The sequence below is a fragment of the Streptomyces sp. NPDC002838 genome, from assembly GCF_040295365.1.
Taxonomy (GTDB): Bacteria; Actinomycetota; Actinomycetes; order Streptomycetales; family Streptomycetaceae; genus Streptomyces.
Map to the genome: position 1 here is coordinate 1 of NZ_JBEOVF010000005.1, position 26,714 is coordinate 26,714.

A 26,714-nucleotide genomic window follows, 5' to 3' on the forward strand; every position below is an offset into this window, starting at 1 on the left:
GACCGCGGCGGCGACCTCCGGGTCGAGCTCGTGCAGGGACGTGTTCAGAACGGACATCAGGTACGACTCCTCAGCCGGCCGAAAAGGCGGTGTACTCGTCGGCGGAGAGCAGGTCGGCCGGCTCCTCCGTGACACGTACCTTGAACAGCCAGCCGCCCTCGAAGGGGGCGGAGTTCACCAGCGACGGGTCGTTCACCACGTCCTCGTTGACCTCGGTGACCTCCCCGGACACCGGGGCGTACAGGTCGCTGACCGACTTGGTCGACTCCAGCTCGCCGCAGGTCTCGCCCGCGGACACGGTGTCACCGACCTCCGGGAGCTGGACGAAGACGACGTCGCCGAGCGCGTTGGCCGCGTGCTCCGTGATGCCGACCGTCGAGACGCCGTCCTCGGCGGCCGACAGCCACTCGTGCTCCTTGCTGTAGCGCAGCTGCTGGGGGTTGCTCATGGCCTGAATTCTCCTGTACGCGGGGGAGTGCTGGTGAATGGGGGACTGCTGAAACGTGCGTGAGCAGCGGACATGTGCGCGGGGTCACGCACGGTCCGCGTCGCTCAGTCTCTACTTCTGGCGCTTGTAGAACGGCAGCGCCACGACCTCGTACGGCTCGTGACTGCCCCGGATGTCCACACCGACACCCGGCGTACCCGGCGCCGCGTGCGCGGCGTCGACGTACGCCATCGCGATCGGCTTGCCCAGCGTGGGGGAGGGGGCACCGGAGGTGACCTCACCGATCACCTCGCCGTCGGCGACGACCGCGTACCCGGCGCGCGGGACGCGGCGGCCCTCGGCGATCAGGCCGACGAGGACGCGCGGAGGGTTCTTCTCCGAGCGGGCGGCGGCCTCTCGCAGGGCCTCGCGCCCCACGAAGTCGCCCTCCTTCTCGAACTTCACCACCCGGCCGAGCCCGGCGTCGAAGGGGGTCAACTCGGTCGAGAGCTCATGCCCGTACAGCGGCATGCCCGCCTCCAGGCGAAGGGTGTCCCGGCAGGACAGCCCGCAGGGGACGAGCCCGGCCGGGGCGCCCGCCTCGGTCAGCGCCTGCCACAGCTTCTCCGCGTCGGCCGGGGCGACGAACAGCTCGAAGCCGTCCTCGCCGGTGTAGCCGGTACGCGCGATGAGGGCCGGGACGCCGGCGACCGTGCCGGGCAGACCCGCGTAGTACTTCAGGCCGTCGAGGTCGGCGTCGGTGAGCGACTTCAGAATCCCCGGCGACTCGGGGCCCTGCACGGCGATCAGCGCGTAGGTGTCCCGGTCGTCGCGCACCTCGGCGTCGAAGCCCGCCGCACGCTCGGTCAGCGCGTCCAGCACCACCTGGGCGTTGGAGGCGTTGGCGACGACCATGTACTCCGTCTCCGCGAGGCGGTAGACGATCAGGTCGTCGAGGATGCCGCCGTCGGCCCGGCAGATCATGGTGTAGCGGGCGCGGCCGGCCTTGACGCCCCCGATGCTGCCGACGAGCGCGTAGTCCAGCAGTGCGCCGGCCTGCGGGCCGGTCACCGTGATCTCGCCCATGTGCGAGAGGTCGAAGAGCCCGGCCCTGGTGCGTACGGCGTTGTGCTCGTCGCGCTCGGAGCCGTAGCGCAGGGGCATGTCCCAGCCGGCGAAGTCGGTCATCGTCGCGCCGAGCGCGCGGTGCACGGCGTCGAGGGCGGTATGACGCTTTTCTGCGGCTTCTGCGGGTTCGGTACTGCTCATCGGTCGGTCGTCTCCCAAGGCATGACGGGCGAGGTCGTTCCTCCCCATCTGTCATCGGAACCTGAGAGGTTCGTCACGACCCCGCGAAACGGTGGTCATGACTTGCACCTTGGGTGGAGCCACTGTCGCAGCGGCCCGCTTTTCAGATGTGCCTCGCCCGCGCGGTAACGGGGCCTGAGAGATTCAAGGGAGGGACTTGCTCCTTCGGCGCCCGGGTATCCGTACGACGGACGTACGACCCGGAACTCTCCCGCGCGGATTCAAACGGCCGGTATGCAGTTGGCGCGGACATCATTGCACGCATCGGTCCGGCGCGGCAGGGGGAGCTATCTCCTGCGTCTCACAGGGGCCGCACAGGCTTCACAGTGAGGCACAGCACGCTGTAGCAGGCTTGTTGCGGTAAACGGACGGAAATGAGAGACGCCGCGCATTACCTTCTCTTTACACTCGACGGGGATGGGACTCGTGACCACCCCAGGGGAGGACGATCACGGTGAACAGGACCACGGCGTACGCGACCACCTCGGCCCTCGCGCTGCCCCAGCAGCCGACGGTCCCGGCCAAGGAGGCCTGCGGCCCGATCACCGCACCCGTCGTCCGCGACCTGCGCGAGCGAGACGGCCACAGCCCCCATGCCCTGCTCTTCGGCCCCCAGGACCTCGTCGTGATCACCGGCCTGCCCGGCAGCGGCAAGTCCACGCTGATGCGGCGCACCGTCAAGGGCCTGCGCATCGACTCGCAGGACACCCGCGACCGCTGGGACGCGAGGATGCCCCGCTTCCTGCCGTACGCGATCTACCGCCCCCTGGTCCGCCTCGCGCACTACGCCGGTCTGCGCCGCGCCCTGCGCTCCGGCGAGGGAGTCGTCGTGCACGACTGCGGTACGCAGGCCTGGGTGCGCGGCTGGCTGGCCCGCGAGGCCCGGCGCCGGGGCGGCACCCTGCACCTGCTGCTGCTCGACGTCGCCCCCGACACCGCCCTGGCCGGCCAGCGCGAGCGCGGCCGCGGCGTCTCGCGGTACGCGTTCCAGCGCCACCGCGGCGCGGCCGCCCGCCTGATCAGCTCCGCGGAGAAGGGCGACCTGCCCCCGGGCTGCGGCTCGGCGGTCCTGATCGACCGGGACGCGGCGAACGTACTGCGCCGGATCGGCTTCACGGGCTGAACACCACGCAGGCCGCACCCGCTAGCCTTTCCAGCCACAGCAGCGGTTCACAGCAGGCGGTCAGACAGATGGATTTCCCAGCGGATCTTCCCGCGGACTTTCCCACCCAGGCGCACCCCCATTCGCACGGCGGATGGCCCGGCAACGAACTGGAGGAGGTGCTCTCCGCCTCCCTCGGCATCCCCGGAGCCGGCGGGCGGATCATCGAGGTGCTCGGCCGCAGCTTCGTCTGGGTCCCGCTGCCCGAGGGCGGCGGTCCGCACAGCGGCCCGCTCGACCTGCCCACGCTGGAGATCGAGGGCCAGGCGTATGTACCGGTGTTCAGCTCCGAGGAGCAGTTCCGCCAGGTCGCCGGCGTGCACATGTCGTACACCATCGCCCCCGCCGTGGAGTTCGCGCGCGGTCTGCCGCCGCAGGTGGGCATCGCGGTGAACCCGGACGGCGTGGTCGGCGTCCCGCTCCCGCCGGCGGCCGTCGCCGAGTTGTGCCGCGTCGGCCGGACCTCGCTGGACGGACCCACCAGCGGCGGCCGGGTCAAGCTCTACGAACCCGACTGGCAGGACGACCCGATCGACTTCCTGTCCGCGGCCTCGGCCGAGTTCGCCGAGACGGGAGTGGTCCGCACCGCCCGCCGCTGCCTCGCCGCCATCGAGACGGCGGACCCGGTCATGTTCGTCGGCGTGGAACTCTCCCAGTGGGAGGGAGACATACGCGCGCTCCCGATGGAGGCACTGGGCCGAGCCCTGGGCAGGATCCCCGTCCAGTGGCCGGTCAACCTGGTCCTCCTGGACGTGGCGGACGACCCGGTGTGCCACTGGATGCGAGAACAGGTACGGCCCTTCTATACGCGGGATTACTAGAAACTCCGCCAGGGGCAGCGAACCCAGGGGAGCGGGGCTGTAGCGATGTGCGGCCCCGCCGCGTCGGCGCGATCAACCACGAACGACCCGCACCCGCCGACGAACAACAAGCCCCGAGCTCGAAGGCGGCTGCTGTCGGCAGAGCCACATAAGCTGGTTTCATAAGCGGGGCAACTTCCAGAAGGGGCGGTACAGGTGAGCGCCAGCGGCATCGCGGCCGGGCAGGTCGAGCACATGCTGCGCCAAGTGACGCCTGGGCGCTACGACGCCTACGAGGCACTTCTGCGCGCCCTCGCCACCCCTTCCTCCGGCCAGGTCTGGATGCTCCTCTGGCACGGCCAGGCAGGCTCCCCCGACGCCCAGTACGGGAACATGGAAGTGGACGGCTACGGCTACGCCCCGTGCGTCACCTCCGCCCAGGAACTCTCCGCCAGTGGCTGGAACCGCTCCTACGAGGTGGTCGACGGAGTCGACGTCGCCCGGACCCTCTACCCCGACCACTACGGCCTCTGGCTGAACCCGCACGCCCCGGGCGGCGGCGTCGGCATCCCCTGGCTCGATCTGCGCCGCATCGCCACCGGCCTGGAGCGCCAGCCCGCGGGGCCCCTGCGGCTGTCCGAGCCCGGCATCGAGATCCCGCAGTTCTACGCCCTGCTCGCGCAGAACGCCCACCGCACCCCGGCGGTCCGCGCACTGCGCCGCGCCTGGGTGCAGCCGGCGCTCGGGGCGCCGTATCTGGCCATCGGGCTGGATGTGTACGACACCAGCCCGCCGGCCGTGGACTCGGTGCGCGCGATGATGCAGCAGTCCATCGGCGCCGTCCCGGACGGGCTGCCGGTGTCGACCGTGGCGATGTCCGACGAGTACGACCCGGTCGCGCTGTGGATGCGGGCCAACGCCCGCCCCTTCTACGACCGCGAGGCCCACGGAGCGCCGGCCGCCCCGGCCGCTCCCGCCTCCCCGGCACAGGCCCCGGCGGCGGGCTACGGCTATCCCCAGGCCCGCGGCGGCTTCTGACCGAACGGCTCCTCCGGTGTCGGAGGCCGACTTCGACCCCCGTCGTCTTCGCGCGTAGATCAGAGCGTATGATCCATCCCTGCCCACAAATGTCCCAGCTGGCCCGTGTCCGCCCCCCGTTACCCGCTGTCCGGATAACGGAAGCCTTCTACCCGCATCACGTTTATGCATCCTTTCACCGCCAAGTCTGGCAACAGATCGCCAAAGCGTTGAAGACTCCCGCACCAGGGGTGTTCGCCCCTGTGTACGACGGACTGATCACGCCGCCACAGCGGCAAGTGCGGGCCGGCTACCGCCGGTTGAGAAGAGGGGTCCCTGCCAGATGACGGCACCATTGCACGAGCCGACCGCGGAAGCGGCCCCGAGTGCTGCCGAGGAAGCGGCGGTTGCCACCGCCGGCGAGAAGGCCGTACAGGGGCGCTCCCTGGGCCGGATCGCCTGGGAGCGCCTGAAACGGGACAAACTCGCCCTCGCGGGCGGCGCCGTGGTGCTGTTCCTCGTCGTTGTCGCGCTGCTCGCGCCCGTGATCACCAGCTTGTACGGGCAGGACCCGGACGCCTATCACGAGGATCTGATCGACCCGCTGTTCGGCACGCCCACGGGGTCCCTGGGCGGGGTCAGCGGCGACCACTGGCTGGGGGTCGAGCCGGTCAACGGCCGCGACATCTTCGCCCGCATCGTCTACGGCGCCCGGATCTCCCTGCTGGTCGGCTTCCTGTCCGCGATCGTCGCCGTCATCCTCGGCGTGACCCTGGGCGTGCTCGCCGGCTTCTTCGGCGGCTGGGTCGACTCCGTCATCAGCCGTGTGATGGACGGTCTGCTGGCCTTCCCGCAGCTGCTGTTCATCATCGCGCTGGTCTCCGTCATGCCGAACGATTTGCTGGGACTGAGCGGCACGGACGTGCGCGTGTTCGTGATGATCCTGGTGATCGGCTTCTTCGGCTGGCCCTACATCGGACGCGTGGTGCGCGGCCAGACGCTCTCCCTGCGTGAGCGGGAGTACGTCGAGGCGGCCCGTTCGCTGGGCGCCGGGCGGCTGTACATCCTGTTCAAGGAGCTGCTGCCCAATCTGGTCGCGCCGATCATCGTGTACATGACGATGATGATCCCCACCAACATCCTCACCGAGGCGGCACTCAGCTTCCTGGGCGTGGGCGTCAAACCGCCCACGTCCTCGTGGGGGCAGATGCTTTCGAGCGCGATCGACTACTACGACGCGGACCCCATGTACATGGTGGTTCCGGGCGTGGCGATCTTCATCACCGTTCTTGCCTTCAACCTCTTCGGCGACGGCGTGCGCGACGCGCTGGACCCGAAGGCCTCCCGCTGAACTGCCGTACCACAAGTGTCCCGTGGCATCCACACACGGGGTCTCTCATCAAATCCGGAGGATCCGAGATCGTGACTACCCAACGCACCTCAGGGCGGCGAAAGCAGGCATGGGCCGCTGTCGCCGCGGTCGCCGCGCTGCTGACCACGGCGGCGTGCGGCGGCGGTGACAGCGGCAGCGACGGCGGCTCGAAGACGGGCGCGGCCGGTTACGACGCCGCGAACAACAAGGTCGCCCAGGCCTCCGCAGCCAAGAAGGGCGGCACGCTGAAGTTCGGTGGTGCCCAGGACGCCGACTCGTGGGACACCACGCGCGGTTACTACGGCTTCATGTGGAACTTCGCGCGCTACTACAGCCGTCAGCTCGTCACGAACAAGACGGAGCCCGGAAAGGCCGGCGCCGAGCTGACCCCGGACCTCGCCACCGGTCTCGCCAAGATCACGGACGACGGCAAGACCTACACGTACACCCTGCGTGACGGCGTCACGTGGGAGGACGGCAAGCCGATCACGTCCAAGGACGTCAAGTACGGCATCGAGCGCGTCTGGGCGCAGGACGTGCTGTCCGGCGGCCCGGTCTACCTGAAGGACGTGCTGGACCCGAAGGACGAGTACAAGGGCCCGTACAAGGACACCTCCCCGGACAAGCTGGGTCTGAAGGCGATCGAGACGCCGGACGACAAGACCATCGTCTTCAAGCTGCCGGCGGCCAACTCGGACTTCGAGGAGATGCTGGGCCTGATCTCCGCGTCCCCGGTCCGCCAGGACAAGGACACCAAGTCCAAGTACGGCCTGAAGCCGTTCTCCTCCGGCCCGTACAAGTTCCAGTCGTACAGCCCGGGCAAGGACCTCACCCTGGTCCGCAACACCGAGTGGAAGCAGGCCTCGGACCCGATCCGCAAGGCCTACCCGGACAAGATCACCGTCCAGTTCTTCTCGGACGCCAACCAGCTGGACCAGCGTCTGCTCAACGGTGACCTGGACCTGGACATCAACCAGACCGGCATGTCGCCGCAGGGCCGTACCACCGCCCTGAAGCAGCACAAGGCCAACCTGGACAACCCGGTCTCCGGCTACATCCGCTACGCGACCTTCCCGCAGAGCGTGGCGCCGTTCAACAACGCCGAGTGCCGCAAGGCCGTGATCTACGGCGCCGATCACGTGTCGCTGCAGACCGCGCGCGGTGGCCCCATCGCCGGTGGTGACATCGGCACCAACATGCTGCCGCCGTCCGTGGCGGGTGCCGAGGGCCAGAAGTACGACCCGTACGAGATCGCCGGGGCCAACAAGAAGGGCAACGTCGCCAAGGCCAAGGAAGCGCTGAAGGCCTGCGGCAAGCCGAACGGCTTCTCCACCACCATCGCCGTCCGCAACAACAAGCCGGTCGAGGTGGCCACCGCCCAGTCCCTGCAGGCCTCGCTGAAGAAGGTCGGCATCAACGCCCAGATCGACCAGTTCGACGGGTCGCAGACCACCGGCATCATCGGCAGCCCGGAGAACGTGAAGAAGAAGGGCTACGGCATCATCATCATGGGCTGGGGCCCGGACTTCCCGACCGTCCAGGGCTACGGCATGCCGCTGTGGGACAGCAAGTACATCCTGGAGAGCGGTAACAACAACTTCGCCCTGATCAAGGACAAGGCGATCGACGGCCTGTTCGACGACTACATCACCACGCTGGACGACGCCGGCAAGACCAAGATCGCCACGGAGATCAACCACAAGGTCATGGAGGGCGCCTACTACCTGCCCTTCGTCTTCGAGAAGTTCATCAACTGGCGCTCGGACCGACTGGCGAACGTGTACACCTCCGACGGCTACAGCGGTATGTACGACTTCGTCAACCTCGGCCTGAAGTCCACGACCTGACAACCGGCACACCCGCCGTACGGCACGAAAGGCAGGTGAAGGCCGGCGCAGCGTGATCGCGGGCCACCGGACAACCTCCGGTGGCCCGTGGTCCGCAGCGGGCCGAGAGCTGTGCTCGCTTACCTCATCAGGCGGTTGTTCGCCGCCGCAGTGATGCTCGTGGTCATCATCCTGGTGGTCTTCGGCATCTTCTTCCTCGTCCCCAAGTGGGCGGGCGTCGACATCGCCTCGAGCTTCGTGGGCAAGCAGGCCGACCCCGCCGCCGTCGAGGCGGTGCGGCAGAAGCTCGGGCTCGGCGAACCGATCTACGTCCAGGTCTGGGAGTTCTTCAAGGGCATCTTCGCGGGCCGTACCTACGCGGCCGGCGGTGACGTCACCCAGTGCTCCGCGCCGTGCTTCGGCTACTCGTTCCGCAGCGAGCAGGCCATCTGGCCGGTGCTGACCGACCGCTTCCCGGTGACCCTGGGTCTCGCGCTCGGCGCCGCCGTACTGTGGCTGATCTTCGGCATCGCGGCGGGTGTGCTCTCCGCGCTCAAGCGGGGCAGCATCTGGGACCGCGGCGCGATGGTCGTCGCGCTCTCGGGTGTCTCCCTGCCCATCTACTTCACCGGTCTGCTCTCCCTGTCGATCTTCGTCTTCGGACTGGGCTGGTTCGACGGTCAGTACACGCCCCTGGAGGAGAGCTTCACCGGCTGGTTCGGCGGCATGATCCTGCCGTGGATCACACTGGCGTTCCTCTACGCGGCGATGTACGCGCGCATCACCCGCGCCACCATGCTGGAGATCCTCGGCGAGGACTACATCCGCACCGCCCGCGCCAAGGGCCTCAAGGAGCAGACCGTCATCGGCAAGCACGCCATGCGCTCGACGATGACGCCCATCCTGACCATGCTCGGCATGGACCTCGGCGCCCTCATCGGCGGCGCGATCCTGACCGAGACGACGTTCAACCTGCCCGGCCTCGGCCAGGCCGTGCTGAACGCCATCCGGAACCAGGACCTGCCCATCATCCTGGGCGTCACCCTGATCACTTCTCTCGCGGTGCTGATCGCCAACCTCGTGGTGGACGTCCTGTACGCCGTGATCGACCCCCGAGTGAGGCTCGCATGACCGAACTCAGCAAGAGCGGAGCGGCGGTGGGCGAGCCCACCGGCACCTCGCCCGCTCCCACCGCCTTCCTCGAAGTACGCGACCTGAAGGTGCACTTCCCGACCGACGACGGCCTGGTCAAGTCCGTCGACGGGCTCAGCTTCCAGCTGGAGAAGGGCAAGACCCTCGGCATCGTGGGCGAGTCGGGCTCCGGCAAGTCGGTGACCTCGCTCGGCATCATGGGCCTGCACACCGCCGGCCAGTACGGCAAGCGCAAGGCGCAGATCTCCGGCGAGATCTGGCTGGACGGCACCGAGTTGCTGACCGCGGACCCGGACTACGTGCGTAAGCTGCGCGGCCGCGAGATGTCGATGATCTTCCAGGACCCGCTGTCGGCGCTGCACCCGTACTACACGATCGGCCAGCAGATCGTGGAGGCGTACCGCATCCACCACAACGTGGACAAGAAGACCGCCAAGCGCCGTGCCGTGGAGATGCTCGACCGCGTCGGCATCCCGCAGCCGGACAAGCGCGTCGACAGCTACCCGCACGAGTTCTCCGGCGGTATGCGCCAGCGCGCGATGATCGCGATGTCGCTGGTCAACAACCCCGAACTGCTCATCGCGGACGAGCCGACGACCGCCCTCGACGTGACCGTCCAGGCGCAGATCCTCGACCTGATCCGGGACCTGCAGAAGGAGTTCGGCTCGGCGGTCATCATCATCACCCACGACCTGGGCGTCGTCGCCGAACTCGCCGACGACATCCTGGTGATGTACGGCGGCCGGTGCGTGGAGCGCGGCCCGGCCGAGAAGGTGTTCTACGAGCCCCGCCACCCCTACACCTGGGGCCTGCTCGGCTCGATGCCGCGGCTGGACCGCGAGCAGCAGGAGCGCCTGATCCCGGTCAAGGGCTCCCCGCCCTCGCTGATCAACATCCCGTCCGGCTGTGCCTTCAACCCGCGCTGCCCGTACGCCGACATACCGAAGGACGACGTCACCCGCACGATCCGCCCCGAGCTGACCGAGGTCGGCAGCAAGCACTGGGCCGCCTGCCACATGACCAAGGAGCAGCGGGAGCGTATCTGGACCGAAGAGATTGCGCCGAAGCTGTGAGCGAGAACTCCAAGGACACAGTTGTGACCACTCCCGCGAAGAGCGACGGCGCCACCCTCACCAAGGGCGCCGCCCCCGGCGAGACCCTGCTGAAGGTGACCGGGCTCCAGAAGCACTTCCCGATCAGGAAGGGCCTGCTCCAGCGGCAGGTCGGCGCGGTGCACGCGGTCGACGGCCTCGACTTCGAGGTGAAGTCCGGCGAGACCCTCGGCGTCGTGGGCGAGTCGGGCTGCGGCAAGTCCACGATGGGCCGGCTGATCACCCGGCTGCTGGAGCCGACCGGCGGCAAGGTCGAGTTCGAGGGCAGGGACATCACGCATCTCGGGGTGGCGGGCATGCGTCCGCTGCGCCGCGATGTGCAGATGATCTTCCAGGACCCGTACTCGTCGCTGAACCCGCGCCACACCATCGGCACGATCGTCGGCGCCCCGTTCAAGCTCCAGGGTGTCTCGCCCGAGGGTGGCATCAAGAAGGAGGTCCAGCGCCTGCTGTCGGTGGTCGGCCTCAACCCCGAGCACTACAACCGCTATCCGCACGAGTTCTCCGGCGGCCAGCGCCAGCGCATCGGCATCGCCCGCGCGCTCGCGCTCAACCCGAAGCTCGTGGTGGCCGACGAGCCGGTCTCCGCCCTCGACGTGTCGATCCAGGCGCAGGTGGTGAACCTGCTGGACGACCTCCAGCAGGAGCTCGGTCTGACGTACGTGATCATCGCGCACGACCTGTCGGTCGTCCGGCACGTCTCGGACCGGATCGCGGTGATGTACCTCGGCAAGATCGTCGAGCTGGCCGACCGCGAGTCGCTGTACCGGGCGCCGATGCACCCGTACACCAAGGCGCTGATGTCGGCGGTTCCGATTCCGGACCCGCGCCGCAAGTCGGCCAAGAGCGAGCGCATCCTGCTCAAGGGTGACGTGCCCTCGCCGATCTCCCCGCCGAGCGGCTGCCGCTTCCACACCCGGTGCTGGAAGGCGACGGAGATCTGCAAGACGACCGAGCCGCCGCTGATCGAGCTGAAGCCCGGCCAGCAGGTCGCCTGTCACCACCCGGAGAACTTCGAGGACCAGGCCCCGCAGGACACGGTGCTGATCACCGCCGCCAAGGAGGCGGCCGCGCTCGTGGCGGACGAGGTGCTGGCGGAGTCGGCGGAGACGTCGGCGGCTTTGGCGGCCGAGGCGGAGGCGGCCGAGGCCCCCTCCAAGGAAGCCGACGACAAGTAATCCCTGCCCTACCGACGAGCCCTCGCCTTGCTTTGTAAGGCGAGGGCTCGTTGTCGGGTAAGAATATTAGGGTGCTCCAGCAACTCTTCAGCCCGTCCGTCCAGCACACGCTCGACCTGGTAGGCATCTTCGTCTTCGCCATCTCCGGCGCTCTGCTGGCCGTGCGCAAGAACTTCGACGTCTTCGGCATCGCCGTCCTCGCCGAGGTCACCGCACTGGGCGGAGGGTTGTTCCGGGACCTGGTCATCGGCGCAGTGCCGCCGGCTGCGTTCACGGACCTGGGCTACTTCGTCACCCCGCTGCTCGCCGCCCTCCTGGTCGTCTTCCTCCACCCGCAGGTGGAGCGCATCCAGGCCGGCGTGAACGTCTTCGACGCGGCGGGCCTCGGCCTGTTCTGCGTCGCCGGGACGACGAAGGCGTACGAGTACGGCCTCGGCCTCACCGCCTCCGTCTGCCTCGGCCTCGCGACCGCCGTGGGCGGCGGCGTGCTGCGGGACGTCCTCGCCAACGAGGTGCCGTCGCTGCTGCGCTGGGACCGCGACCTGTACGCGGTCCCCGCCATCGTCGGCGCCACCATGGTCGCGCTGTGCATCCGCTACGACGCCCTCACCCCGCTCACCAGCGCGCTCGCGGTCGTCACCGCCTTCGCACTGCGCCTGCTCGCGATGCGGTTCCACTGGCGAGCGCCGCGTGCGTGGAACCGGCGGTCGACGGTGTCGGAGGGGTAGCGCCCGTGTGCAACTGCCCCGTCTCCTCGGTCAGCCAGCGGAACGCCGGGACCACCTGCGGCCGCCACAGCGCCATGGTGTGCCCGCCCGCACTCCTCGGGATGTACACGACGTGCACGGTCGTCGGCGCCTTCGCGCTCTGCTCGAGGGCCACGCCCGCCTCGTAGCCGTCGTGCGGCTGGCCGGAGAGGTAGAGCGCGATGCGGGGCGGGGTGCGGGCCTCGCGCAGCAGCAGGTAGGGGTTGTTGGCGTTGCGGAGCGCGGGATTCTGGGCGGCCAGCGAATCGCGTTCGCCGATCGGGTCGTTGTAGCCGGACAGGCTGATCGCGGCCCGGTAGCGGTCGGGGTGGGCGACGGCGAGCTTCGTCGCGCAGTGCGCGCCCGCCGAGTACCCGGCGACCGCCCAGCCCGCGGGAGCGGACTCGGCGCGGAAGTTGTCCATGACCATGGTGGGCACGTCGATACTGAGCCAGCTGTCGGCGTTCACCGTGCCCGGGATGTTGGCGCAGCCGGTGTCCACCCCGGCCAGCAGGTTGGTGCGCGGGGAGACCAGGATGAACGGCGCGATGCGGCCGTCGCGCATCAGCGGCAGCAGCTGCTCGGGTGCGTGCAGCGACCCGAACCAGGCCTTCGCCGAGCCCGGATAGCCCGGCAGCAGCTCCACCACCGGGAACTTGTGATGCCGGTAGGCGGGTTCGTCGTACTGCGGCGGCAGCCAGACGTAGACCTCGGCGTTCACGCCCGACACCCGGCCCTTGAGCTGTGTGACGCGCACGCCGCCGGCCGCGCGCATGCCCGGCCCACCGGCCGGCGTGAACGTCTGCCGTACCTTGGGCAGCCGGCGCAGCGCGATGCCGCCGGTGCCGTCGGCGCCCAGGTTCGCGGCCTGCTGGACGTGGTCGCCGGTGCCGAGCAGGTCGGCCCAGTTGTCGTACAGATTGTTCTCGTTGTTGACCGTCACGAAGACCAGGGCGACGGCCGTGCCCTGGGCGAACAGCAGCATCAGCACCCGGCCCCCGGTGCGCAGGGCCTTCGGCCCCCGGATCCGTGACCACAGCGCGAGCGGCAGGACGAGCGCGACGACGGTCAGCGCGATCAGGGTGTAGAGGAACGAAGTCCCGGTGAGGCTCATGTCCTTACAGAGGGCAGGGCGGTTCACCCGGGTTGACGGACGAGTACGGACACTTACCGAGAAATTGCCCGCGGCTCACCTGCCTCAAGGCTTCTCGAGGATCAAAGCTACCGCTTAGTAATTTGCTGTTGTACCGTTCAGCCATGTCAGAAGCAGCTACCGTGCGGGCCACGATCGGCGACAGCGAGTTCGACCGGGACACCGCGGTCACCCTGCGCGAGCCCGGCGTCTACGACATCGACCTCTCCGCCGGCTGGACGATCCTCAACGCCGTCAACGGCGGCTTCCTGCTGGCCGTCCTCGGCCGCGCGCTCGCGGACGCCCTGCCGCACTCCGACCCGTTCACCATCTCGGCGCACTACCTGACGGCGTCCCGGCCCGGCCCGGCGGTCGTGCGCACGGACGTCATACGGACCGGACGCACACTGTCGACCGGCCAGGCCTCCCTCTTCCAGTACGACGACCAGGGCCGCGAGGTCGAACGCATCCGCGTCCTCGCCTCGTACGGAGACCTGGACGCGCTGCCGGACGACGTCCGTACGACGGCCGAGCCGCCCGCGATCCCGCCGATGGACCAGTGTTTCGGGCCCGAGGACGGACCTGCCCCCGTCTCCGGCAGCTCGGCGATCACCGACCGGCTGATGCTCAAGCTCGACCCGTCCACCCTCGGTTGGGCACTCGGGTCGCCGTCCGGCAAGGGGGAAATGCGGGCCTGGTTCGGTCTCGCCGACGGCCGCGAGGCCGACCCCTTCTCGCTGCTGCTGGCGGTCGACGCGCTGCCGCCGACCGCCTTCGAACTGGGCATCTCCGGCTGGGTACCGACCGTCGAACTCACCGTGCACGTCCGCTCCCGTCCGGCGCCGGGCCCGCTGCGCGTCTCGATCACCACCCGCAACCTCGCCGGCGGCTTCCTGGAGGAGGACGCCGAGGTCTGGGACAGCGCGGACCGGCTGGTGGCCCAGTCGCGGCAGTTGGCGCGGGTGAGGCTGGGGTGACGGCGGGCTGACGGTGGGCTGACGACCCCTCGGGTGGGATTCTGAGGGGGTGAAGTCCGACCGCCTGCTGTCGATCCTGCTGCTCCTGCAGACCCGCGGCCGGGTGCCCGCGCACGAACTCGCCGAGCGGCTCGAGGTGTCCGTGCGGACCATCTACCGGGACGTCGAGGCCCTGTCGGCCTCCGGCGTCCCGGTCTACGCCGAACGCGGCCGGCACGGCGGCATCGAGCTGCTCGCCGGGTTCCGTACGGACGTCACGGGTCTGACCGCCGACGAGTCCCGGGCGCTGTTCATCCTGGCCGCCCAGGGCGCGCACGCGGCGCTCGGTCTGGACGCGGCACTCGGCTCGGCCCTGCGCAAGGTGATGGCGGCGCTGCCCGCCCCGCACCGCCCGGCCGCCGAGGTCACCTCCCGCCGCGTCCTCGTCGACGCCACACGCTGGAAGGGCGGCCCGCAGAAGGCCGTCGACCTGGACGTGTTGCAGGACGCGGTCTTCGCCGACCGGCGCCTCCGGCTGCGTTACCGGCACAGCGACGCGAAGGAGGCGCGGACCTACACCGTCGACCCGTACGGCCTCGTCTCCAAGGCGGGCATCTGGTACCTGGTCGCCGACCGGCGGGCGAAGCCCCGGCTCTTCCGTGCCGACCGGGTGCGCTCGGCGACCGTCCTGGACGACCCCGTAAGGCGGCGGCCGGGCATCGAACTCGCCGACCTCTGGGAGGTGTTGCTCCGCCAGGTCGAGGAACGCCCCGGCGGACTGGACGTCACCGTCCGTGTCCGGCGCGACCGCCTCGACCTGTTCCTGCGCCTCAGCGCCGCCTGGCTGGTCGCCCTCCCCGAGGACGACGGCACGAGCGAGTGGGTCACGGCCCGGCTGTCGTACGGCGTCCTGGGCGAGGCCCGCCAACTGCTCATGTTCGCCGACCGCGTGGAGGTCCTCTCCCCGCCGGAGGTGCGCGAGGAACTGGCCGCGGCGGCCGCTTCCGTCACGGAGCTGTACCAGCGGCCGGCCGGCGGACAGGGCTGAAATCCCTGGTCAGTGTGGCCGCTTGGGCCGCGCTTTGCCGCATTGACAGGCAGGCGACAGGGTGGTCTCAAGGACCCCCTAAGCGCCGTTGGTTGAGTGCCCGCCTCAGGACTCCCTCATCCTCTTCGGAGCTGGTTCTCATGAAGCGTGCCCGTCTGGTCCCCGCCGTGACCCTGCTGGCCCTGTCGCCGCTGCTGCTCGCGGCCTGCGGTTCCGGCGACTCCTCGTCCTCCGGCAGCGGCAACGGCAACTCCGGTCAGCAGCAGGCCTGCCGGACGCCGTCCGGGATGCCGAGCGGGGCGCCGTCGGGGGCGCCCTCGGGTGCTCCGTCCGGCCGGCCGACCGGCAAGCCGTCGGGAGCTCCCTCAGGGGCGCCGTCCGGTGCCCCGTCCGGTGCCCCGTCGGGCATGCCGAGTGGCGTGCCCGGTGGGGGACAGGGCGGACCGGGCGGGGGACAGGGCGGTGGCTGCGGTGGCCCGGGTGGCGGGCAGGGGCAGCAGGCTCAGCAGACTCAGCAGGGCTGACGGAGGACTTCGTACTTCTACGGCAGGCGGCGCACCCGCGGGGGTGTGCCGCCTGCTTCTCCTGCTCCGGGTCAGTCCAGCCAGTGGTGACGGCCGATGCTGATCAGCCGCAGCTGACGTTCCGCCACCTGCGTGACCCGCTCCCGCTCCTGCGGCGGTGCCTCCAGCGCCTCCAGGAACAGTGAGCCGGTGATCAGCATCTGGTCGACGTACAGGTTGGCCAGCATGAGGAGGTCGTCGTCGTTCCAGCCGGCGGACTCGGGGTCCTTGGCCAGTTCGGCCTTGACCTCCTGGCCGAACCGGGCCAGTTGGTCCCGGATGGCGTCCCGTACCGGCTGAACACCGCCATGTCGCTCACGGGCGATAAACCGGACATGGGCTGGGTACGCGTCCACGTGGCGGGCGATCAACTCGACAGCGCGCTTGATGCGTTGGTCGCTGTCGTCCGCCGCGGACACCGTCGTCCGGATCATCGGGTGCAGGCTGCCCAGCGCCTCCTCGACCAGGGCCACGCCGAGATCCGCGGTGGAGCGGAAGTGGCGGTAGAAGGCCGTCGGGGCGACGCCGACGGCGCGCGTGACCTCGCGCAGGCCCAGACTGCTCAGGCTCTGCTCCTCCAGCAATCCCAACGCCGCGTCCAGGAGTGCCTGTCGGGTCTTCTGCTTCTGCGCCTGCCGGATGCCGAGGGTGTGACTCATACCATGCAGTTAACAACTGTTCTCTGTAATTGGAAAGCGGGACGGCGCGCTAGACTGAGAAGTCAGTGAACAAGTGTAACTACAACCGTTCACCGAAACGTAACGGAGGAGGATTCCCGACATGCTGTTCCTCGTCGCCGCACTCCTGATGCTCGGCGTCGTCCTGGGCACGGTCGCCCACGCGCCGCTGGGCTTCACGGCCGTGGCCGCCGCGGTGATCGCCGTATGGCTCGGCATCTTCGCGATCCGTGAGCGCCACGGACGCCGTAGCGGCCCGTCCACCAACTGACATCCGCCCACTCGAGCCTCGGGAGCTGACCCACCATGCAACTCACCGCACCGGCCACCCGCCGCACCGGAATCCGCGACGCCGACGGCATGGCCGTCGCGTCCTTCGTCCTCGGCCTCATCGGCCTCCTCGTCTTCAACGTCTTCCTCGGCCCGGTCGCGATCGCCCTGGCGGCGGTGGCGCTGTGGCGGGACACGACCCGCCGCGGCCGGGCGTATCTCGGAATGGGGCTGGGCGTTGCCGACCTGCTGGTCCTGGTGGCGTTCATGCAGGCCGACAGCACGGTGTCGTGGAGCTTCTGAAACCGGTGACCGCTGTGGGCAGTCGTTCCGCAGGGCGATGGGGGTCCCCCCGCTCGAGCGGAGCCGAGAGTGGGGGAGGGTGGACACAGCCGACAACGCCGGGTGTGACGCCACCAACGCCAGGCGCAGCCCAGACAAGGCGCACTCCGGCCGAGGCCAACCGCAGGGGCCCCGTAGAATCGGCGTCACCATGGCATACCTCGACCACGCCGCGACCACCCCGATGCTCCCCGAGGCAGTCGAGGCACTCACCGCGCACCTGAGCGTCACCGGCAACGCCTCCTCCCTCCACGCGTCCGGACGCCGCGCGAGGCGAACCGTCGAGGAGGCCCGAGAGGCCCTCGCCGAAGCCCTCGGCGCCCGCCCCAGCGAGATCGTCCTCACCTCCGGCGGCACCGAGGCCGACAACCTCGCAGTCAAGGGCCTGTACTGGTCCCGCCGCGACGCCGACCCGGCCCGCACCCGGGTCCTCGCCAGCCCCGTCGAGCACCACGCCGTTCTCGACGCCGTCCACTGGCTCGGCGAACACGAGGGCGCCACGGTCGAGTACCTCCCCGTCGACCGGTACGGCCGCGTCCACCCCGAGGCGCTCCGCGAAGCCATCGCCCGCAACCCCGACGACGTCGCCCTCGCCACGATCATGTGGGCGAACAACGAGATCGGCACGATCCTGCCGGTCCGCGAACTCGCCGACGTCGCCGCCGAGTTCGGCATCCCCCTGCACGCCGACGCCGTCCAGGCCTTCGGTCAGGTCCCCGTCGACTTCGCCGCCTCCGGGCTCGCCGCGATGACGGTGTCGGGCCACAAGATCGGCGGCCCGTACGGCATCGGCGCCCTGGTCCTGGGCCGCGAGTACACCCCCGTCCCCGTCCTGCACGGCGGTGGCCAGGAGCGCCACGTCCGCTCCGGCACGCTCGACGTCCCCGCGATCGCGTCCTTCGCGGTGGCCGGCCGGCTGGCCGCCGAGCAGCGCGAGTGGTTCGCCCGGGAGATCGGCGCCCTGCGCGACGCCCTGGTCGAGGCGGTCCGTACGGCCGTCCCGGACGCGATCCTCGGCGGCGACCCCGTGGACCGCCTCCCGGCCAACGCCCACTTCACCTTCCCGGGCTGCGAGGGCGACTCCCTGCTCCTCCTCCTGGACGCCCAGGGCATCGAGTGCTCCACCGGCTCCGCCTGCACGGCCGGAGTCGCCCAGCCCAGCCACGTGCTGCTGGCCACCGGCATCGACCCGGACCTGGCGCGCGGCACCCTCCGCTTCTCCCTCGGCCACACCTCCACGGAGGCCGACGTCGAGGCGGTCGCGAAGGCGATCGGCCCGGCAGTGGAACGGGCGCGGGCGGCGGGACTGACGTGAGGCACCGGGACTGGCATAAGGGCGCTCACGCGTAAGCGCCGCTCACGCCACCGCCGTACGGGCCTTCCGTACGAGCTTCATGTACCGGTCCCAGTCCCAGTGCGGCCCAGGGTCGGTGTGGTCCGTCCCCGGCACCTCCACGTGCCCGATGATGTGCTCGCGGTCGACGGGGATGTCGTAGCGCGCGCAGACCCGGGCCGTGAGCCGGGCCGAGGCCTCGTACATCTCGTCCGTGAAGTCCTGCGGACGGTCCACGAAGCCCTCGTGCTCGATGCCGACACTGCGCTCGTTGTAGTCGCGGTTGCCCGCGTGGTACGCCACGTCCAGCTCGCGGATCATCTGTGTGACGTGCCCGTCCTTGCGGACGATGTAGTGCGAGGCCGCCCCGTGCTCCGGGTCCTGGAACACCTTCACCGCGCTGGCGAAGCTGCCCTGGGTGACGTGGATGATCACCATCTCTATGCCGTAGTCCTCGGGCCGGTCCGCGCGCCGCCAGTTCGCATCGGACGCGGCCACCCATCGCGCGCCCGCGTAGTCGACCTCGCCCTCCTGGCGCGGCTTCTCCACGCCGGGCGCGCGCCACCACAGGCGCGCCAGCTGGTCACGGGCCAGCACGGCGGTGCCCGCCGCGGCCGCCGTCCCGCCGATCAGCAGGGCCCGGCGGCCGATGCGCCGGTCCGCGTCCGTGCCCTTGCGCTTGGCGCTGCCCGTGTCCTTGGATGCTCGTCTCGCCCCCATGTGATCGTGAACGGATAGGCGTGGTCTCCGGTTCCCGCGCACCCGTACCCTTGAAGGGTTATGACTGACACCCCGCAGCGCTCCCGCCCTCTTCGCGTCCTCGCCGCCATGTCGGGCGGAGTCGACTCCGCCGTCGCCGCCGCCCGCGCGGCCGAGGCGGGCCACGACGTGACCGGCGTCCACCTCGCCCTCTCGGCGAACCCCCAATCGTTCCGCACGGGCGCGCGCGGCTGTTGCACCATCGAGGATTCGCGCGACGCCCGCCGCGCAGCGGACGTCATCGGCATCCCGTTCTACGTGTGGGACCTCGCCGACCGCTTCCGCGAGGACGTGGTCGAGGACTTCGTCGCCGAGTACGAGGCCGGCCGCACCCCGAACCCCTGCCTGCGCTGCAACGAGAAGATCAAGTTCGCCGCCCTGCTCGACAAGGCGCTCGCCCTCGGCTTCGACGCGGTCTGCACCGGCCACTACGCCAAGGTGATCGTGCGTGACGACGGCACCCGCGAGCTGCACCGCGCCTCCGACATGGCCAAGGACCAGTCGTACGTCCTCGGCGTCCTGGACGACCGCCAGCTCGCCCACGCGATCTTCCCGCTCGGCGACACGGTCACGACCAAGGACGAGATCCGCGCGGAGGCCGAGCGCCGCGGCCTGGCGGTGGCCAAGAAGCCCGACTCGCACGACATCTGCTTCATCGCCGACGGCGACACCCAGGGCTTCCTCGCCGACCGACTCGGCAAGGCGGAGGGCGACATCGTCGACGAGTCCGGCGCCAAGCTGGGCACGCACGAGGGCGCGTACGGCTTCACCATCGGCCAGCGCAAGGGCCTCAGGATCGGCACCCCGGCGCCCGACGGCAAGCCGCGCTACGTCCTGGACATCTCCCCGGTGGACAACACGGTGACGGTCGGCCCGGCCGCCGCTCTGGACGTCAGCGCGCTCACCGCCGTCAAGCCCCGCTGGTGCGGCGCCGCCCCGACCGGCCCCGGCACCTACACGGCCCAGCTCCGTGCCCACGGCGGCGAGACGGAGGTCACCGCCGAACTGATCGACGGCGACCTCCAGGTCCGCTTCACGGAGCCGGTCCGCGGCGTGGCTCCCGGCCAGGCGATCGTGCTGTACGACGGCACGCGCGTGGTCGGCTCGGCGACGATCGCGGCGACGACGCGGGCGACGGCCGGGGTGGCCTGACCCCGCGCCACCGGGTCGCTACTGGGCGAAGAACTCCGCCAGCACCGGCGCCAGGACGTTCGGATCCACCATGTGCGTCTGGTCCTCCAGCACCCGGTACGTGCCCTCCGGTGCCGCCTCCGCGACCGCCTGCGCGGCCTCGCGCATCCATGCGGGGCTCGCGTCCCCCGCCATGGCCAGGACGGGGACGGCGATCGAGGCCAGCCGCTCCCGGGGCACCCTGCCGTCGCCCATCACGGCGTCGTCGTAGGCGAGGCTCGGTGCGATGGCCTCCATGCCGGCCCACATGGGGGACTGGCGGGCACCCTGGATCATCTCCTCCGCCAGCCCGGTGAGCCTCAGGAACAGCTCGACCGCGTCGCCGCGCCGCCCCTGCGCGAGCGCCTCGGTCAGGTGCTCGGTGTACTCGGCGCGCTCCTTCACACCGCCCTCGTAGACGGCGAACGGCACCTCGTACACGGCGACCCGGCGCACCGCCAGCCCGCTCGCCGCCGCGTGCAGCGCCAGCGCACCGCCCGAGGAGATGCCGTACAACGCCGCCTCGCCGCCCACCACGTCGATCAGCGCCGCGAGGTCCTCTACCTCACGGGCGACCGCGTAGGGGGCCGTGTCGCCGCTCTCGCCCCGGCCCCGGCGGTCGTACGAGACCACGGTGAAGCGGTCGGACAGGGGCCCGGCCAGCGGCGCCACGGTGCCTCCCGTGGACATGGCCCCGCTGATGAGGATGACCGCCGGACCCTGACCGGTGCGCTGGTACGCGAGGCGGGTGCCGTCGCGCGAAGTCGTCTTCTTGTCCATGTCTGTGAAGACTGCCCCACGACGGCGAATTAATCGGTCACAACACTTCTGTGGGACCTCTATGGGACCTCTATGGGGACACTTCCACCTCGTAGAAGCAAAGGTGGTCCTTGATCTCGGCGACGTCGGGCTTGGGCTCGGGATACGCCCACACCAGGTCCGCCGCGTCCGGCAGCGACCAGTAGGACGCGGTGCCCTTGAACGGGCAGTACGTGTGCGTGTCGGAGGGGGTCAGCAGGTCCAGTCGTACGTCGTCGGCGGGGAGGTAGTACCGCACCGGACAGCCCGTCTCCCGCAGGAGGAGGGGACGGTCGCTCTCCGCCAGTACCTGGTCGCCATGGACGACCCGTACGCGCCGGGTGCCCTGCTCGATCGTGATCGTGTGTCCTTCGGCCATACCCGAACAGCACTCGCGGGCCGCCGGTTCTTCCCGCGTACGGTGACTCCATGCGAATCTGCGTCTTCCTCTCCGCCGCCGACCTGGACGACCGATACACCCGCCCCGCGCGGGAGTTCGCGAAACTCATCGGCAAGGGCGGGCACACACTCGTCTGGGGCGGTTCGGACGTCGGACTGATGAAGGTGGTCGCCGACGGCGTGCAGGAGGCGGGCGGCAGGCTCTGCGGGGTCTCCGTGGACTTCCTGGCGGCCAAGGCGCGGCAAGGCGCGGACGAGATGGTCGTCGCGCGGGACCTCGCCGAACGAAAGAAGCTCCTCCTGGAGAACGCCGACGCCGTGGTGATCATGGTGGGCGGCACCGGCACGCTCGACGAGGCCACCGAGATCCTGGAGCTGAAGAAGCACGGGCACACGGACAAGCCGGTGGTGCTGCTCAACACCGCGGGTTTCTACGACGGTCTGAAGCAGCAGTTCCGCCGCATGGAGGACGAGGGCTTCCTGCCCCGGCCGCTGACCGACCTGGTGTTCTTCGCGGAGGAGCCGGTGGGGGCGCTGGCGTTTCTGGAGGAGAGCCGGGGCGTCGAATGACGCGGGTGTGACGCGGGTGTGACGCGGGCGGGCATGGTGCGAGCATGTCGGGCATGGCTACTCATGTGATCACCGGAGCGGGCTCGGGCATCGGCGCGGCCGTGGCCCGTCGGCTGCACGCGCGCGGGGACGACCTCGTGCTGCACGCGCGCGACGCGGGCCGTGCGAAGGAGCTCGCGGCGGAGTTCCCCGGGGCGAAGACGCTGGTCGGCGATCTGGCGGACCCCGACAGGCTCTCCTGGGCGTTCGCGCACCAGACGCTTCCCGACCGGGTGGACTCCCTGCTGCACATCGCCGGCGTGGTCGACCTCGGACCGGTAGGTGAGCTGACCCCGAAGTCCTGGCGCCACCAGCTCAACGTCAACCTCATCGCCCCCGCCGAGCTGACTCGCCACTTCCTGCCCCAACTCCGCGCCGCCCGCGGCCACGTGGTGTTCGTGAACTCCGGCGCGGGCCTGAACGCCCACGCCGACTGGTCGGCGTACGCGGCGTCGAAGCACGGCCTGAAGGCCCTGGCGGACTCGCTACGGCACGAGGAACACGCGGGCGGCGTCCGCGTTACCTCCGTCTACCCCGGCCGCACCGCCAGCCCCATGCAGGCGAAGGTCCACCAGCAGGAGGGCAAGGAGTACGACCCGTCGAAGTGGATCGATCCGGAGTCGGTGGCGACGACGATCCTGATGGCTTTGGACCTGCCGAGGGACGCGGAGATCAACGACGTGACGGTACGCCCGGGCCACTGACCGGGGCTCCGCCCCTGGACCCCGGCCTATGCCCACCCACCACCCGACTCGGTAGGTCGAAAGGTGCACCACATCCCAGCCCGTCCGGCGTGCAGTGACAGCGCTGCTCAGCCACATCCGGCCTGTCCGGCGTGCCCGCGTGAAGTGCCGTTCGGCCATATCCGGCCTGTCCGGCGTGCCCGCGTGAAGTGCCGTTCGGCCAATATCCGGCCTGTCCGGCGTGCCCGCGTGAAGCGCCGTTCAGCCACATCCAGCCTGTCCGGCGTGCCCGCGTGAAGCGCCGTTCAGCCACATTCAGCCCGTCCGGCGTGCCTGCGTGAAGCGCGCCGTTCAGCCACATCCAGCCCGTCCGGCGTTTGAGGACGAGGCCGTTCAGGCCGATGGGGTCCGGGGCGGAGCCCCGATGGGGTCCGGGGCGCAGCCCCAGGCGGGTCCGGGGCGCAGCCCCGTGGGGATCCGGGGCGGAGCCCCGCGGGGGTCCAGGGGGGCGGAGCCCCCTGGCGGGGTCGAAGGGGCGGAGCCCCTGGGGATGGGACGGGTAGGGGCGGCGGGGGCGAGAATCCGAGGCCCGCACCGCAGCACACCGACCCGACGACCTACGTAGGCTTCCACGTGTGAACGAAACCTTCAGCTTCGGCCCCGCCACCGGCATCGGCTCCCTGCCGGGAGGCGATGCCCGCGAGGCCGCCAAGACCGTGACCGGGACCTTCGAGGACTTCCCGTTCCTCGCCGAACTACCCGCCCGCGGGCCCGGCGCGGACATGATCGGGCGGACGGCGGGGCTGCTCGTCGAGCTGTACGCGCGCGTGGAGCCCAGCGGCTGGCGGATCGGCGACCGTCCGGGCCGGGACACCAAGCGTGCCCGCTCGTGGCTCGGCCAGGACCTCGACGCGCTGGAGGAGTTCACCCAGGGCTACGAGGGGCCGCTGAAGGTGCAGGCGGTAGGCCCCTGGACGCTCGCGGCCAACCTCGAGCTGAAGAACGGCGAGGCCGCGCTCTCCGACCCCGGCGCCTGCCGCGACCTCGCCGCCTCCCTCACCGAGGGCCTGCGGCTGCACCTCGCCGAGACACAGCGCCGCATCCCCGGTGCCCAGCTCGTGCTCCAGCTCGACGAGCCGTCCCTCACCCCCGTACTGCGCGGCCAGGTGAAGACCGCCAGCGGCTACCGCACCCACCGCGCCGTCGACCGGCAGATCATCGAGGCCACGCTCCGCGACGTCGTCGGGGTGCACGAGGAGGGACCGGTCGTGGTCCACTCGTGCGCACCGGACGTCCCGTTCGCCCTGCTGCGCCGGGCGGGCGCGGCGGCGATCTCCTTCGACTTCGAGCTCCTCACCGAGCGTGACGACGACGCGATCGGCGAGGCGGTGGAAGGGGGGACCCGGCTCTTCGCCGGTGTCGTGCCGACCACGGACGGCCGATTGTCAGACCCTGCCGGTAGCGTCATGGGTGTCAGAACGCTGTGGCGCAGGCTGGGGCTGCATCCGGGACTTCTCGCGGACGCGGTCACGGTCACTCCGTCGTGCGGACTCGCGGGGGCTTCCCCCGGGTACGCACGCGAGGCCCTCGCCCACTGCGTCCGGGCGGCGAGATCCCTCGCGGACAACCCTGAGTAACGGGAGGACAACACGGTGGCCGGCGACAAGCAAGCGGAGACGACGGTGCCCGCCGAGGCACGGGAGAAGCACGCGCAGCTCGCTGAGCAGATCGAGGAGCACCGCTTCCGGTACTACGTGAAGGACGCTCCCGTCATCAGCGACGCGGAGTTCGACAAGCTCCTGCGCACCCTGGAGGCGCTGGAGGAGGAGCACCCCGAGCTGCGCACGCCCGACTCGCCGACCCAGAAGGTCGCGGGCGCGTACGCGACGGATTTCACGGCCGTCCAGCACCGCGAGCGCATGCTCTCGCTGGACAACGCGTTCAGCGACGAAGAGCTGGCCGCCTGGGCCGAGCGCGTCGCCAAGGACGTCGGCGCGCCTAACTACCACCTGCTGTGCGAGCTCAAGGTCGACGGCCTCGCCGTCAACCTCACGTACGAGCACGGCCGTCTCACGCGCGCGGCGACCCGCGGCGACGGCCGTACGGGCGAGGACATCACGCCCAACGTCCGTACGATCACGGAGATCCCGGACCGTCTGAAGGGCGACCGCATCCCGGAGTTCGTGGAGATCCGCGGTGAGGTCTACTTCCCGATGGAGAAGTTCCAGGAGCTCAACGCCCGCCTGGTCGCGGCCGGTGACAAGCCCTTCGCCAACCCGCGCAACGCGGCGGCCGGTTCGCTGCGCCAGAAGGACCCGCGCGTCACCGCCACCCGCCCCCTGCACATGGTCGTCCACGGCATCGGCGCCCTGCAGGGCTTCGACGGCATGACCCGCCTCTTCCAGGCGTACGACCTGCTGAAGGCCTGGGGCCTGCCCACCTCCCGGCACAACAAGGTGGTCGACGGCCTCGACGGCGTACGGGAGTTCATCGCGTACTACGGCGAGAACCGGCACTCCGTGGAGCACGAGATCGACGGCGTGGTCGTCAAGCTCGACGAGATCCCGCTCCAGGGACGGCTGGGCTCGACCTCCCGCGCCCCGCGCTGGGCGATCGCGTACAAGTACGCGCCGGAGGAGGTCAACACCAAGCTCATCAACATCCGCGTGGGCGTGGGCCGTACGGGCCGGGTCACGCCGTACGCCCAGGTCGAGCCGGTGACGGTGGCCGGCTCGGAGGTCGAGTTCGCCACCCTGCACAACCAGGACGTCGTCAAGGCCAAGGGCGTCCTCATCGGCGACACCGTGGTGCTGCGCAAGGCCGGTGACGTCATCCCGGAGATCCTCGGACCGGTCGTCGACCTGCGCGACGGCAGCGAGCGCGAGTTCGTGATGCCGAGCGAGTGCCCCGAGTGCGGTACTGCGCTGAGGCCGATGAAGGAGGGCGACGTCGATCTGCGCTGCCCGAACGCCCGCTCCTGCCCCGCCCAGTTGCGCGAACGACTGTTCTATCTCGCGGGCCGCAAGTCGCTGGACATCGAGCACTTCGGGTACGTCGCCGCGGCCGCTCTCACCAAGCCGCTCGAGCCCGAGGAGCCGCCGCTGAAGGACGAGGGCGATCTGTTCGACCTCACCATCGAACAGCTGCTGCCCATCAAGGCGTACGTCCTCGACCAGGACAGCGGCCTGCCCAAGCGGGACCCGAAGACCGGCGAGGAGAAGGTCGCCACGGTCTTCGCCAACCAGGAGGGCAACCCGAAGAAGAACGCGGTCGCCATGCTGGAGAACATCGCGGAGGCCAAGCAGCGCCCGCTCGCCCGCATCCTCACCGGCCTGTCGATCCGTCATGTCGGCCCGGTCGCCGCCGAGGCCCTCGCCCGGGAGTTCCGCTCGGTCGACCGCATCGAGCAGGCCTCGGAGGAGGAGTTGGCGAACACCGACGGCGTCGGCCCGATCATCGCGAAATCACTCAAAGAGTGGTTTGCCGAGGACTGGCATCAGGAGATCCTCCGCAAGTGGAAGGCGGCCGGCGTCCGTATGGAGGAGGAGGGCTCCGGCGAGGACGAGGGCCCGCGTCCCCTCGAAGGGCTCACCGTCGTCGTCACCGGCACGCTCGAACACTTCACGCGCGACGGAGCCAAGGACGCGTTGCAGACCCGTGGCGCGAAAGTAACCGGTTCTGTTTCGAAGAAGACGTCCTTCGTAATTGTGGGTGACAATCCTGGATCGAAGTACGACAAGGCGATGCAGCTCAAGGTGCCTGTTCTGAACGAGGAGGGCTTCAACGTCCTGCTGGAACAGGGCCCGGAGGCGGCGGCCGAAGTCGCGCTTCCGGCAGAGGAGTAGCGAGGAGCAGCGGTTGAAGGCCACCCGATC

The 26,714-nt window shown here is 70.1% G+C and carries 27 protein-coding genes and 2 riboswitches; of the genes, 20 read left to right on the top strand and 7 right to left on the bottom strand.

The annotated features are described in order from the left end of the window. Positions 1 to 70: 70 nt before the first annotated feature. Both gcvH and gcvT read right to left on the bottom strand, forming a co-directional pair. Entirely contained in the window at positions 71 to 448 is a 378-nt protein-coding gene (gcvH, locus tag ABT063_RS08600) for a glycine cleavage system protein GcvH (protein WP_095752091.1), read from the bottom strand. 111 nt (positions 449 to 559) lie between these two features. Then, the gene (gcvT, locus tag ABT063_RS08605; protein WP_351056467.1) at positions 560 to 1,696 is read right to left on the bottom strand and encodes a glycine cleavage system aminomethyltransferase GcvT; all 1,137 of its coding nucleotides are present in this window, start codon (positions 1,694 to 1,696) and stop codon (positions 560 to 562) included. Between the two features lie 38 nt (positions 1,697 to 1,734). Then, a riboswitch (glycine riboswitch) is annotated at positions 1,735 to 1,848 on the bottom strand. Beyond that, a riboswitch (glycine riboswitch) is annotated at positions 1,849 to 1,959 on the bottom strand. A gap of 230 nt (positions 1,960 to 2,189) precedes the next feature. Between gcvT and ABT063_RS08610 the strand changes: the two genes are divergently transcribed. The 9 genes from ABT063_RS08610 (at position 2,190) to ABT063_RS08650 (ending at position 12,082) form a co-directional block, all read left to right on the top strand. Beyond that, complete coding sequence (locus ABT063_RS08610) at positions 2,190 to 2,858, top strand: AAA family ATPase (RefSeq protein ID WP_351056468.1); 669 nt, start codon at positions 2,190 to 2,192, stop codon at positions 2,856 to 2,858. A 68-nt stretch (positions 2,859 to 2,926) separates the two neighbouring features. Next, positions 2,927 to 3,718: an enhanced serine sensitivity protein SseB gene (locus tag ABT063_RS08615; RefSeq protein ID WP_351056469.1), complete on the top strand. Its 792-nt coding sequence runs from the start codon at positions 2,927 to 2,929 to the stop codon at positions 3,716 to 3,718. 195 nt (positions 3,719 to 3,913) lie between these two features. Then, positions 3,914 to 4,735, top strand: a complete 822-nt coding sequence (locus tag ABT063_RS08620; RefSeq protein ID WP_351056470.1) for an enhanced serine sensitivity protein SseB C-terminal domain-containing protein — start codon at positions 3,914 to 3,916, stop codon at positions 4,733 to 4,735. A 322-nt stretch (positions 4,736 to 5,057) separates the two neighbouring features. Beyond that, on the top strand, positions 5,058 to 6,065 hold the full coding sequence (locus ABT063_RS08625) for an ABC transporter permease (RefSeq protein ID WP_351056471.1): 1,008 nt from the start codon (positions 5,058 to 5,060) through the stop codon (positions 6,063 to 6,065). 71 nt (positions 6,066 to 6,136) lie between these two features. Continuing rightward, positions 6,137 to 7,933, top strand: a complete 1,797-nt coding sequence (locus ABT063_RS08630) for an ABC transporter substrate-binding protein (RefSeq protein ID WP_351056472.1) — start codon at positions 6,137 to 6,139, stop codon at positions 7,931 to 7,933. Positions 7,934 to 8,044: 111 nt separating this feature from the next. After that, positions 8,045 to 9,043, top strand: coding sequence for an ABC transporter permease (locus ABT063_RS08635; protein WP_351056473.1), 999 nt, complete (start codon positions 8,045 to 8,047; stop codon positions 9,041 to 9,043). Further along, on the top strand, positions 9,040 to 10,137 hold the full coding sequence (locus tag ABT063_RS08640; protein WP_351056474.1) for an ABC transporter ATP-binding protein: 1,098 nt from the start codon (positions 9,040 to 9,042) through the stop codon (positions 10,135 to 10,137). Before ABT063_RS08635 ends, ABT063_RS08640 begins: the two co-directional genes overlap by 4 nt. A gap of 23 nt (positions 10,138 to 10,160) precedes the next feature. Next, on the top strand, positions 10,161 to 11,354 hold the full coding sequence (locus tag ABT063_RS08645) for an ABC transporter ATP-binding protein (protein ID WP_502990782.1): 1,194 nt from the start codon (positions 10,161 to 10,163) through the stop codon (positions 11,352 to 11,354). Between the two features lie 71 nt (positions 11,355 to 11,425). Then, on the top strand, positions 11,426 to 12,082 hold the full coding sequence (locus tag ABT063_RS08650; RefSeq protein WP_351056477.1) for a trimeric intracellular cation channel family protein: 657 nt from the start codon (positions 11,426 to 11,428) through the stop codon (positions 12,080 to 12,082). Here ABT063_RS08650 and ABT063_RS08655 read toward each other — a convergent pair. Further along, positions 11,991 to 13,214, bottom strand: a complete 1,224-nt coding sequence (locus ABT063_RS08655; RefSeq protein WP_351056478.1) for an alpha/beta hydrolase — start codon at positions 13,212 to 13,214, stop codon at positions 11,991 to 11,993. The two genes, ABT063_RS08650 and ABT063_RS08655, sit on opposite strands and share 92 nt — an antisense overlap. A 143-nt stretch (positions 13,215 to 13,357) precedes the next feature. On the opposite strand from ABT063_RS08655, the gene ABT063_RS08660 reads away from it, so the two are divergent. The 3 genes from ABT063_RS08660 to ABT063_RS08670 all read left to right on the top strand — a co-directional run bounded on the left by ABT063_RS08660 (position 13,358) and on the right by ABT063_RS08670 (position 15,760). After that, entirely contained in the window at positions 13,358 to 14,209 is an 852-nt protein-coding gene (locus tag ABT063_RS08660; protein WP_351056479.1) for a thioesterase family protein, read from the top strand. A 49-nt stretch (positions 14,210 to 14,258) separates the two neighbouring features. Beyond that, positions 14,259 to 15,236 (top strand): helix-turn-helix transcriptional regulator, encoded by a 978-nt coding sequence (locus tag ABT063_RS08665; protein ID WP_351056480.1) that lies wholly within the window; start codon positions 14,259 to 14,261, stop codon positions 15,234 to 15,236. 140 nt (positions 15,237 to 15,376) lie between these two features. Then, a complete protein-coding gene (locus ABT063_RS08670; protein ID WP_351056481.1) occupies positions 15,377 to 15,760 on the top strand; it encodes a hypothetical protein in 384 nt (127 codons plus the stop codon). A 71-nt stretch (positions 15,761 to 15,831) separates the two neighbouring features. Here ABT063_RS08670 and ABT063_RS08675 read toward each other — a convergent pair whose 3' ends face one another. Further along, positions 15,832 to 16,458 (bottom strand): TetR family transcriptional regulator, encoded by a 627-nt coding sequence (locus ABT063_RS08675; RefSeq protein WP_351056482.1) that lies wholly within the window; start codon positions 16,456 to 16,458, stop codon positions 15,832 to 15,834. A gap of 121 nt (positions 16,459 to 16,579) precedes the next feature. Between ABT063_RS08675 and ABT063_RS08680 the strand changes: the two genes are divergently transcribed. The 3 genes from ABT063_RS08680 to ABT063_RS08690 all read left to right on the top strand — a co-directional run bounded on the left by ABT063_RS08680 (position 16,580) and on the right by ABT063_RS08690 (position 18,403). Continuing rightward, entirely contained in the window at positions 16,580 to 16,747 is a 168-nt protein-coding gene (locus ABT063_RS08680) for a hypothetical protein (RefSeq protein ID WP_351056483.1), read from the top strand. A gap of 35 nt (positions 16,748 to 16,782) precedes the next feature. Then, a complete protein-coding gene (locus tag ABT063_RS08685; protein WP_351056484.1) occupies positions 16,783 to 17,049 on the top strand; it encodes a DUF4190 domain-containing protein in 267 nt (88 codons plus the stop codon). Positions 17,050 to 17,239: 190 nt separating this feature from the next. Continuing rightward, on the top strand, positions 17,240 to 18,403 hold the full coding sequence (locus ABT063_RS08690; protein WP_351056485.1) for a cysteine desulfurase family protein: 1,164 nt from the start codon (positions 17,240 to 17,242) through the stop codon (positions 18,401 to 18,403). Positions 18,404 to 18,445: 42 nt separating this feature from the next. Here ABT063_RS08690 and ABT063_RS08695 read toward each other — a convergent pair whose 3' ends face one another. Further along, positions 18,446 to 19,141 (bottom strand): N-acetylmuramoyl-L-alanine amidase, encoded by a 696-nt coding sequence (locus ABT063_RS08695; RefSeq protein WP_351056486.1) that lies wholly within the window; start codon positions 19,139 to 19,141, stop codon positions 18,446 to 18,448. A 60-nt stretch (positions 19,142 to 19,201) separates the two neighbouring features. On the opposite strand from ABT063_RS08695, the gene mnmA reads away from it, so the two are divergent. Continuing rightward, positions 19,202 to 20,332 carry a tRNA 2-thiouridine(34) synthase MnmA gene (gene mnmA, locus ABT063_RS08700; protein ID WP_351056487.1) on the top strand — a complete coding sequence of 377 codons (1,131 nt, stop codon included), beginning with the start codon at positions 19,202 to 19,204 and terminating at the stop codon, positions 20,330 to 20,332. Between the two features lie 18 nt (positions 20,333 to 20,350). Here mnmA and ABT063_RS08705 read toward each other — a convergent pair whose 3' ends face one another. Then, complete coding sequence (locus ABT063_RS08705; RefSeq protein ID WP_351056488.1) at positions 20,351 to 21,130, bottom strand: alpha/beta fold hydrolase; 780 nt, start codon at positions 21,128 to 21,130, stop codon at positions 20,351 to 20,353. A gap of 70 nt (positions 21,131 to 21,200) precedes the next feature. Further along, complete coding sequence (locus ABT063_RS08710) at positions 21,201 to 21,527, bottom strand: DUF427 domain-containing protein (RefSeq protein ID WP_351056489.1); 327 nt, start codon at positions 21,525 to 21,527, stop codon at positions 21,201 to 21,203. 50 nt (positions 21,528 to 21,577) lie between these two features. On the opposite strand from ABT063_RS08710, the gene ABT063_RS08715 reads away from it, so the two are divergent. The 4 genes from ABT063_RS08715 to ligA all read left to right on the top strand — a co-directional run bounded on the left by ABT063_RS08715 (position 21,578) and on the right by ligA (position 26,684). Continuing rightward, entirely contained in the window at positions 21,578 to 22,117 is a 540-nt protein-coding gene (locus ABT063_RS08715) for an LOG family protein (protein WP_351056491.1), read from the top strand. 44 nt (positions 22,118 to 22,161) lie between these two features. Beyond that, positions 22,162 to 22,860 (top strand): SDR family oxidoreductase, encoded by a 699-nt coding sequence (locus ABT063_RS08720; RefSeq protein WP_351056492.1) that lies wholly within the window; start codon positions 22,162 to 22,164, stop codon positions 22,858 to 22,860. 614 nt (positions 22,861 to 23,474) lie between these two features. Next, positions 23,475 to 24,476, top strand: coding sequence for a methionine synthase (locus tag ABT063_RS08725; protein ID WP_351056493.1), 1,002 nt, complete (start codon positions 23,475 to 23,477; stop codon positions 24,474 to 24,476). Positions 24,477 to 24,491: 15 nt separating this feature from the next. Beyond that, the gene (gene ligA, locus ABT063_RS08730; protein ID WP_351056494.1) at positions 24,492 to 26,684 is read left to right on the top strand and encodes an NAD-dependent DNA ligase LigA; all 2,193 of its coding nucleotides are present in this window, start codon (positions 24,492 to 24,494) and stop codon (positions 26,682 to 26,684) included. The last annotated feature ends 30 nt before the right edge of the window (positions 26,685 to 26,714 follow it).